This window comes from Kitasatospora sp. NPDC024654, assembly GCF_055559155.1.
On the sequence record NZ_JBVHLF010000154.1, the window covers coordinates 1 to 8667 of the forward strand.

Genomic DNA, 8667 nt, shown 5'->3' on the forward strand with positions numbered 1-8667 from the left:
CTACGACCCCGACACCCACCAGGCCAACAGCAAGATCAAAACGACTCCCGAGACCACTTTGGCGGCATAGGGGTTGACTCAGGAAACTCATCGCGCCTCCTCCGCCCCGGCCACGGGCAGCAACCGCCACCAGGTCGCGCCGTACAGCATGGTCAGCACCGCGGCGGCGCCCGGGCTCCGGCCGGCCACCCGGCCGCGCGACAGCGCCTTCGGCAGCTGTACGGCGTGCCCGAGCACGCTCAGCACGGCGTCCAGCCACCAGAGCGCGACCAGCACCGGCTGGTCGACCGGGTGGAGCAGCCCCGCCGCCAGGTACGCCCACCCCGCCAGTGGGACGGCGCGCAGTGCCCGGGCCCGGGACGGGCCGAGCCGGCCGGCGGCCCAGCGGGCCAGCCGTTCCCGGCCGATCTTGGCGTTGTGTCGGATGTCCACCGGGAAGCCGGGGTGCCGCAGGAAGACCGTCAGCTCGGCGGTCTCCGGCCGGGCCGCCGCCAGCGCTCGCAACTCCGGTACCAGTGCGGCCCAGTGGACGTCCGTGACGCCCGGCTCGGTCTCCACGCAGACCACCGGACGCTGCGCCCCGGGCGCCCCGACGCCGACCAGCGCGGTGCGCCGGACCAGCGGGTGGGCGTTGAGCACCCCCTCGCAGCGGACCGTGTGCAGATCACCCGCCCGGGTGCGGACCCGCTGGCTCTTGCGTCCGCAGAACCAGAGCCGGCCCGCCGGGTCGAGGTAGCCGAGGTCGCCGGTGCGGTGCCAGATCCGCTCCGCGGCACCGTCGCCCTGCTCCACCACCTTGTGCGCGGCGTCGGCCGCCGGCGCCGCGTGGTAGCGCCGGCTGACCGACTCACCGGCGACCACGATCTCGCCGACCGCGCCGGTCGGCACCGGCAGCGAGGCGTCCGGGCCGCGCAGCGGCCCGTCGAAGACCGGCAGGATCCTCAACTCGGTGCCGGGAACCGGGCGTCCGACGCAGCTGCCGGCGCCCAGCGATGCTCCGGCGGCGGTCTCCGCGAGGATCTCGGCGGACTCGATCGAGGTGATCGGCAGCGCCTCGGTGGCGCCGTAGGTGACGTGGATCGCGGCCCGCTCGTCGAGCACCCGACGCAGCGTCGCGACCAGCTCCGGCGGCACCGGGGCGCCGCCGGAGACCACACAGCGCAGCTCGGACAGCGGTGTCGGGTGCGCGCTCAGGTGCTCGGCCAACCGACGCAGCAGGGCCGGCGAGGCGAACAGCGTGCTGGTCCGGAACCTGGTCATGGCGTCCAGCAGGGCGGCCGGGTCGGCCTGGCCGACCCGGCTCGGCGCGAGCGGCGCGAGCACCAGGGTGGAGCCGAAGAGCAGGTCGAGCGCGCCGTACAGCGGCAGGGTGACCAGCGAGACCTCGGAGCGGTCACGGGCGTGGGCGGCCCGCACGGCGCGGGCCATCGCCGTCATCATCCGATGGGTAAACTCGACGCCCTTGGCCGGGCCGGTGCTGCCGGTGGTGAACCCGATCATCATCAGGTCGTCGCCGCGGACGGCGGGCCGCTCGGCCGGGCCGGTCCGCGCGGAGGTGCGCAGGGCGGTCAGGCTCTGCCCGCCCCAGCCCCAGCGCCGGCCGAGGGTGACCCTGATCCGGACGTCGGCGAACGCGCGCCGGCCCACCACCCGGACCGCGTGCGCGACCGGCGGCCCGACGAAGGCCTCGGCGCGCACCGCGCGGTAGCAGTGCAGCATCCGCCGGACTCCCATTCCCGGGTCCACCACGACCGGGACGGCGCCGAGGCGGAAGAGTGCGAAGAGCAGCGCGAACAGCTCCGGCCCGGGGGCGGCCATCAGCACGGTGCGGGTGCCGGATCCGATCCCGATGCCGCCCAGCGCGTCCGCCAACAGTTCGACCTCGCGCTGTAATTGACGGTACGTCAACTCTCCGTAGGATATTCGGCCGTCGGGTTCCCGGCCGTCCGTCGGATGGATGATCGCGCTCTTCTCCGGAAAGGCCCGCGCGTTGCGGGCCAACTGCTCGGCGAGGCCCAGTTCGCCGCTGAGCGGCTCCGTCGTGATGGTCATCGGGTCACCGCTCCTGCGGCCGGTAGCTGACGCAGGCGGCGCTCGGCCCGGCGCCCGCCGCGACGAACAGGATCTGGTCGACTCCCTCGGGCAGCCCCTGCTCGACCGCCTGCAGGTAGCCGAGGATCGGGGCGGCGGTGTGCGGCAGGCCCCGCGCGGGGCCCGGCACCTGCGGGGCGAGCACGCTGGAGCCGGACATGCCGAGCCGGGCAGCCAGCCGGTAGGGGAAGTCCGCGGTCGGCCGGGAGCTGACCAACAGCGTGCGCCGCAGGTCGAGTTGCTCGTTCCAGGCGTAGTCGGTCGCGATCTCGGTGGCCAGGTCGAGCAGTTGCTCGGCGAAGCCCGGCTCGCGCCGGACGGTGATCCGGCGGCGGCCGTTGCTCCCCATGCCGACCGTGCGCAGGAATCCGGCGGTGGCCGACGGCTGGTCGGCACGGGCCGAGCGGACCGGACCGAAGCCGCCCTCGGCGGTGGCCGAGCGCTCCAGCAGCATCGCGCCGCCGAGGTCGGCGTAGGGGTAGTCGTCGTCCAGGTCGGCACGGCCGCTCGGGTGCACGTCCGCGGCGGTGACCAGGACCCGCTCGGTACTGCCGGTGTCCAGCAGCGCCTGGGCGACCTGGACGGCGTTCAGCACCCCGCAGGCGCCGTTCATCAGGTCGAAGGAGAACGCGGCGCCGGGCACCGGATGGGCGAGGTAGTCGAGGTTGATGCCCGCCTCCTTCTGCACCAGGGCGCCGACGGCGGGCTCGAAGGTGTTGTGCTCGCGGTAGACGCCGACGTTGATCAGCGCACCCACGGTGTCCGGGGAGAGCCGGGCCTCGGCCAGGCAGGCCCGGGCGGCCTGGCCGGCGAGCCGCACCACGGCCGCCGCGCGATGGGCGGGGGCGGTGCTGGTCGAAGCGGCCTTGATGACAGTCGCCATCGGTCATACCCCCAGGTTGGTGATGGTCGCGGACAGTGCGCCGGTGACCACCCCGGAGGCGGCCGGGACCAGCAGGTACTTGGCGCCGCGCCGGGCGGTCCCGGCCTTCAGGTGCCGGTGCAGCACCAGGAAGTGCGCGGTGGAGGCGGTGTTGCCGAACTCCTCCACCACCGAAAGGGATTCGGGCATCGGGGTACCGAACTCGGCCTCCCCGGTGCGGTTCACGTAGTTGACGAACCGGGTGCCGACCTGGTGCTGGACGACGTAGTCGAAGCCCTCGTCCGCGAAGGTGCGCCCCTGCTTGGCGAGTTGGTCACCGTGGAAGGCGGGCCACAGGCGCAGCCGGTCCTTCTTGTGCATCTTCCGGTTGTCGGTGTAGAGGGCGATGCCCTCGGTCCGCTCACTGGGCATGCCGAGGCAGAGCTCGGAGTACTCGGCGCAGGTCATCAGGTCCAGGTAGTGGATCCGGTCGGCCTCGTCCTGCGCGAGGTCCAGGACGACCGCGACCGCGGAGTCGCCGACCGAGAGCGAGGCGAACTGCGGGTCGTAGCTGTCGGATATCTCCCGGGCGGCGGTCTCCGCGACCCGGGTGGCCTGTTCGCCACTGACCACCAGGCCGTTGCGGACCTGGCCGGCCCGGATCATCCGGTCCAGCAGGAGGACGCCGGTCATCATGCCGGCGCAGGCGTTGGAGACGTCGAAGTGGACAGCCCGGTGGGCGCCCAGCTCCTTGGCCAACTCGGCGGCCAGGGAAGGCTCGAAGGAGAAGTCGTCGCCGTTGACGAAGCGGGTGATGGAGGCCGAGATCACCACGTCCAGGTCGGCGGCGTGGTAGCGGGAGTGACCGAGCGCGTCCCGGGCCGCCTTCAGCGCCAGGCCGAGCGAGTCCTCACCGGCCGTGGGCCGCGGGTCGCGCACCCGGCGCTGCGTCACGCCGGTGATCCCCTCCAGGTCGAGGTCCGGTAGGTGGGCCGCCACCGAGGCGACCAGCTCAGGTGTGGACTGGATGCCGGGCGGCAGATAGGCGCCGAGCGCCTCGAAGCGGCTGGCGCGTGCGTCGAAGACCATCGTCATCTCTTTCACTTGCTCGCCGGCTGGCAGATCTTTTTCGCAGCGGATCCCTCGGCGGCGCGAGCGCGCTCGCCGGCGTTGCGAGGCCAGCCCTCATGGTGAAGTCGCCCAGCAGGCAGCGCCCTTGCTGCCCCTCCCCCGAAGCGACATGAGCATGTTACCTCACAGTATATGTCCGTGAGGTTACCAAGGGTTACTTTCGGACGTTCGCACGAGGGTGGGAACTCGCGGGGTCCTCCGAAGCGCCGGGCGTCCGCGCGGCGGCGTCAGCCCTCGACCGGCTCGATCCGGAGCAGGCCGAGCAGGTCCGCGCGGTGCAGCGCGGCGATCGGGTCGAGCAGGTCGGGGTGGCGCAGCAGCGGCGCGGCGTCGTGGTCGCGCTCACCGGGGGCGGTCAGCCGGAAGGCGTCCCCGGCCAGCTCGGCGCCGTGGTCGGTGTCGGCCAGCGCCGCCACCGCCGCGGCCGCCAGCCGCGGGTCCGCCAGCAGGCACGCGGCCCAGCTCACCACCGTCTCGTCCACCCAGGTCCGCCACGCCCAGTCGGCCAGCGCCTCGGGCCGGCCGTCGGCGCCGGTGAGCCGGTCCAACCGGCCGGCGCCACCGGGACCGAGCAGGTACAGCAACTCGACGTCCAGACCGGTCGGATAGCGCAGCGCCGCGGCGACCGTGGCGGCCTGCCGGGCCTGGGCCTCGGCCAGCGCCCGGCTGAGCGCACCCTGCGGTGCCGGGTAGGCGGACAGCAGCCACCGGGTGGCCGTGCCTATGACGGGTGAGAGATCAGTGGACATGGCGAACCGTCTTTCAGACCTGCTCGCCTTCCGTTACTGCCCGTGCATGATCGGCCCGCGAGCGCCGGGCGCGCCGACGGCGCGCGGCTGCCCAGGGTACGTGGCCGTCACGGGCGGGCGGCCGGACCGGCGGCATGACCCGCGTCACGGTCCGGCCCGGCGCCTGCCGATCACCGCGGGTGATCAGTCCTTCCGGCCGCGTCCGCTGACGAAGTCACGCGCCCGGTCGACCAGCCCGACACCCGGCGCCAGTAGCTTGCTGGCGGTCGGCGTGGTGGGCACCGCCGGGTGCGGCCGGGTGGGTGCCATCGCCTTGGCCCGCCGGATCTTGTCCCCCAGGTCCGTCAGCGTCGCCGGCGGACACGCCTCGCGCAGCGCCGGGAACAGCCGCTCCTCCTCGTCACCGATGTGCTCCGTCACCTGGTCCATCAGCTGCTGGAGCAGCATCGGGAACTCGGCGTCCTTCGGGGTCATCGGCTCCAGCCGCTTCAACAGCTTCTCGATCCTGGCGTGGTCCGCGATCTCCTTGTCGGCGAGCTGCGCGCCGCCCTCGACGTGCTCACGAACCGCGGGGTAGAGGTACTGCTCCTCCGCGACCGCGTGGCGCACCAGCTCGATGGTCACCTCGTCGACCATGCCGCGCAGCGCCAGGTCGCTGGTCGGCATCTCCTCGATCCCGGAGAACATCCGCTCGACCTCGCGGTGGTCGGCCATCAGCTCGTCGATCGCATTCCCGCCGTGTCCCATGCCTTCGCCCTTCCGTCCTGCTCCTCGCCGGGCCGTTCCCGGGTGGGGGCGATGCATTCCCGCCGCGCGTCCCGCCGTCCACGGGCCGCCCGCACGCCACCCGGCCGGCGGTACGGCCTCGGGATGCGGCCGGACCGGGGCGACGGCGGTCCGCGATGGAGGTCGAGCGGCAGATGCTCCGGCCGACGCCGCGAGCGGGCCGCTCGCGGCGTCGGCCGGAGCACCCACGACCTGGGATCGCCCACCCCACCGGCCGGCCCCGGCCGGCCGTGCGGCGATCCGCGTCCCGGTGCAGGGTGGAGCGGTGAGCGGTAGTCCCAGCCCGGACCCGGGCGCGGCGGCACTGACGGAGTTCGCCCACCTCGACCCGGCCGACCCGAACCGGCGCGCCCTCGCCCGCCGGCTGCTCGACGTCCCCGGTGTCGAGGACGCCATCGCCGCCGCGCTGATCCACGGGGACCAGCGCGGCACGGCCCTCGAAGCGGCCCGCCTCCTCCTCGAACGGGCCATCGATGCCGGCGACCCGTGGCCGGTCCGGGCCGCGGCCTGGCTCGGTCGGGCCGCGGCCGACTGGCAGACCAGCGCCGCGTTCTGCAGCCGGCTCGCGTGGTACGCCCGCACCCGCCGCAACAGCGCCACCCCGTACCTCGCCGGCGACCTGCCGCTCGGCGAGCACGCGCGGGCGCGGGCCGTGCGCCACCTGCGCCTGATCGGCCTCCGCTACGACTTCCGCTGCCGCAGCATGCTGCGGCTGCTCGACCCGGTCCCGCCGGCACAGCGCTCGCGCTGGGACCCGTACACCCGCGCCCTGCACGCCTTCGCGCTGCTCGGCCGGTCCGCCCCCGGCGGCCTGGACGCCCTGCGCGAGAGCCTGCACGAGGCCGGCGACAACCTGGAGGTCTGCCACCTGCTGCTGCACGGGCTGTGGCTCGCCGACGACCTCCCCGGCCAGGCCGAACGGGTGCTCGCCCTGGCCACCTCGGCCACCTTCCCCGCCGCGGATCCGGTCCGGCTGCTCCGGGTGGCCGGCGCGCTGCGTCTGCTCGGGCGCCGGGCGGAGGCGCTGGCCGCCATCGAGGACGCGATGGAGGCCTGTGACCCCGACAAGCCGGAGATCCACGACGACCTGGTCCGCGAGCACAGCCTGATCCGCGACACGCCGGCCGGCTGACGCGGACACTACCGGGGAGGGTGCTACGCCCCCGGCAACGCCTGCCGCTCGCCCCCGCCGGACGCTCCGGGTCCCGGAAGTTCGCGGAGCGGCTCCCCGGCCTGGGCCACGGGCCTCCGAATCCGTTGGCACCGCGCGTGGTTGAGGGCCGGCCCGCTCAGCGCGAGGCCCTCGGCGGTGCCGCCCCGCAGGCGGTGGGAGAGCTCTACGCGCGGCGGCGAGGCAGCAGTCCGGCAGCCGTCCGAAGGCCGCGGCGACCGACCCGGGGATCCCAACTGCCGCCCTGCTGACGGGCGAAGGCCCACAGCGGGTCGTGGAAGCCGTGCCGCCCGGCGGCCCGCGACCTCCAGCGGGTTGAGACCGGGCGCGTCAGGGAGGGCGAGCAGCCGGAACGTCCGGGCCCGGGCCGGCGTGAGCGGGTCGTGGGAGAGCGCGAGGGCCGGTTCCACCACGGCCGGCTCCACCGCGCCCTGCGGGCAGGCGAGTTCGGCCGGCCTGGTCCGCTCGTCGGCCGCCCGGGCGGCCCGGGCCTCCTGGCCTCCTGGGGCAACGGGCGGGTCCGGCGGTTCATGGCCCGGACCCGGGCCCCCGTCCACCGCGACCGGTACCCAGCGGAAGGAGAGCGGGCCTCCGGATGCTGTCACCGACGGCTCCGCTTAACGTCGTTGGTGAGAACGCGTGTCGTTGGCGGGAACGAAGGAGAGGCGGAACGCATGGAGGTCGACGAGCCCCGGCGGTGTGACGTCCCGGACGCCGAGTTCGTCCGGCGCTGGCGGAAGGCGGTGGACGACCACCTGCCGCCGACCAAACGCTCGCTGCTGGTGACCTGGATCGCCTTCGGCACGACCTTCGGCACCACACGGCTGATCACGCACGGCATCCGGGGCGGCTGGCTGCCCTGGGGGAACGTCTCGGCGGGCGGCAGGCACCTGCACCACTACAACTTCGGCATCGCCGCGCTGGCCGGCGTGGGGCTGATCGCGGTGCGAGGCGACCGGCAGGCCGTCGGGCATCCCGCGGTCGCCGCCGGCTACGGGATCGGCACGGCGCTGATCGCCGACGAGTTCGCCCTGCTGCTGGACCTGCAGGACGTGTACTGGGCGAAGGAGGGCCGCGTCAGCGTGGACGTGGCCCTCGGGATCCTGGCGGCGCTCGGTACGTACCTGACCGCCGTGCCGTTCTGGCACGAGGTCGTCCGGATCACCCACCAGAGCGCCCTGCGGCAGTTGGGTGCCCGGTGAGCGGGCCAGCCAGGACCAGGTACCGGGCGGGTGGTTGAAGGACGAGCGACGGCGCTGCCCTGCCAGCGGCGGTCAGCGGGAATCGGGGCAGGCGCGGGGCGGAGGTGGAAACTCGTGACTCCTCCCCCGGCTAAAGCCGGGGGCTTCTCGCTAACCCTTCCGGGCGTCGCGACGGACCAGCCCGGCCCGTAGAACGTTGATGGCTCCCATCGTGTCAGCGTGAGCCATGTGGTCGCAGGACCGACAGTGGAACTTCTCCTGGGTAGGCCGGTTCTCCTTGGGCGGTGTGCCCGCATTCTGGGCACCGCCGGGAGGTGTCGCGGGGGTCCACGGCCATCACTTCCCGTCCGGCGCATTCTGCCTTGGCGGTGAGGATCGTCAGGAACACCCCCCAACGGGCATCCGAGATCGAGTCAACCGCATCGGCCTGGGCTCCGCCTTCTGGTCCCGCTCCTACTTCGCCGGTTCCCGCGGCGGCGCACCGCTCAGCACCGTCCACCAGTACATCGAAGGGCAGAAGCGGCCCATCTGACCGTCACCCCGGAGCCGCAGCGAACTCCGCCGCTTCGCGGCTCCCGGCCTAGTACTACAGGGATAGATCTCGATTGGCGGGTGCGGCAGGATGTTCTGCTGTGAGTGCGCGAGGGCAGGTCGACGATGAGGTGACGGCGGAGG

The 8667-nt window shown here is 73.8% G+C and carries 8 protein-coding genes and 1 pseudogene; 3 read left to right on the forward strand and 6 right to left on the reverse strand.

The window, feature by feature from the left end; all coding sequences use genetic code 11:
* Positions 1-87: 87 nt before the first annotated feature.
* The 5 genes from ACZ38L_RS37250 to ACZ38L_RS37270 all read right to left on the reverse strand — a co-directional run bounded on the left by ACZ38L_RS37250 (position 88) and on the right by ACZ38L_RS37270 (position 5580).
* Positions 88-2052: a fatty acid CoA ligase family protein gene (locus tag ACZ38L_RS37250; RefSeq protein WP_465702125.1), complete on the reverse strand. Its 1965-nt coding sequence runs from the start codon at positions 2050-2052 to the stop codon at positions 88-90.
* Positions 2053-2056: 4 nt separating this feature from the next.
* Entirely contained in the window at positions 2057-2974 is a 918-nt protein-coding gene (locus tag ACZ38L_RS37255; protein WP_465702127.1) for a hypothetical protein, read from the reverse strand.
* A gap of 3 nt (positions 2975-2977) precedes the next feature.
* Complete coding sequence (locus ACZ38L_RS37260; RefSeq protein ID WP_465702129.1) at positions 2978-4042, reverse strand: 3-oxoacyl-ACP synthase III family protein; 1065 nt, start codon at positions 4040-4042, stop codon at positions 2978-2980.
* A gap of 269 nt (positions 4043-4311) precedes the next feature.
* Positions 4312-4833 (reverse strand): hypothetical protein, encoded by a 522-nt coding sequence (locus ACZ38L_RS37265; RefSeq protein WP_465702131.1) that lies wholly within the window; start codon positions 4831-4833, stop codon positions 4312-4314.
* 183 nt (positions 4834-5016) lie between these two features.
* On the reverse strand, positions 5017-5580 hold the full coding sequence (locus ACZ38L_RS37270) for a hemerythrin domain-containing protein (protein WP_465702133.1): 564 nt from the start codon (positions 5578-5580) through the stop codon (positions 5017-5019).
* 304 nt (positions 5581-5884) lie between these two features.
* On the opposite strand from ACZ38L_RS37270, the gene ACZ38L_RS37275 reads away from it, so the two are divergent.
* Positions 5885-6751 (forward strand): hypothetical protein, encoded by an 867-nt coding sequence (locus ACZ38L_RS37275; protein ID WP_465702135.1) that lies wholly within the window; start codon positions 5885-5887, stop codon positions 6749-6751.
* A 713-nt stretch (positions 6752-7464) separates the two neighbouring features.
* The gene (locus ACZ38L_RS37280; protein WP_465702137.1) at positions 7465-7992 is read left to right on the forward strand and encodes a hypothetical protein; all 528 of its coding nucleotides are present in this window, start codon (positions 7465-7467) and stop codon (positions 7990-7992) included.
* Positions 7993-8206: 214 nt separating this feature from the next.
* On the opposite strand, the gene ACZ38L_RS37285 is transcribed toward ACZ38L_RS37280, so the two are convergent.
* The gene (locus tag ACZ38L_RS37285; protein ID WP_465702138.1) at positions 8207-8380 is read right to left on the reverse strand and encodes a zinc ribbon domain-containing protein; all 174 of its coding nucleotides are present in this window, start codon (positions 8378-8380) and stop codon (positions 8207-8209) included.
* A gap of 21 nt (positions 8381-8401) precedes the next feature.
* Here ACZ38L_RS37285 and ACZ38L_RS37290 point away from each other — a divergent pair.
* Positions 8402-8524, forward strand: a pseudogene (locus tag ACZ38L_RS37290) (transposase); the annotation flags it as partial.
* Positions 8525-8667 lie beyond the last annotated feature (143 nt).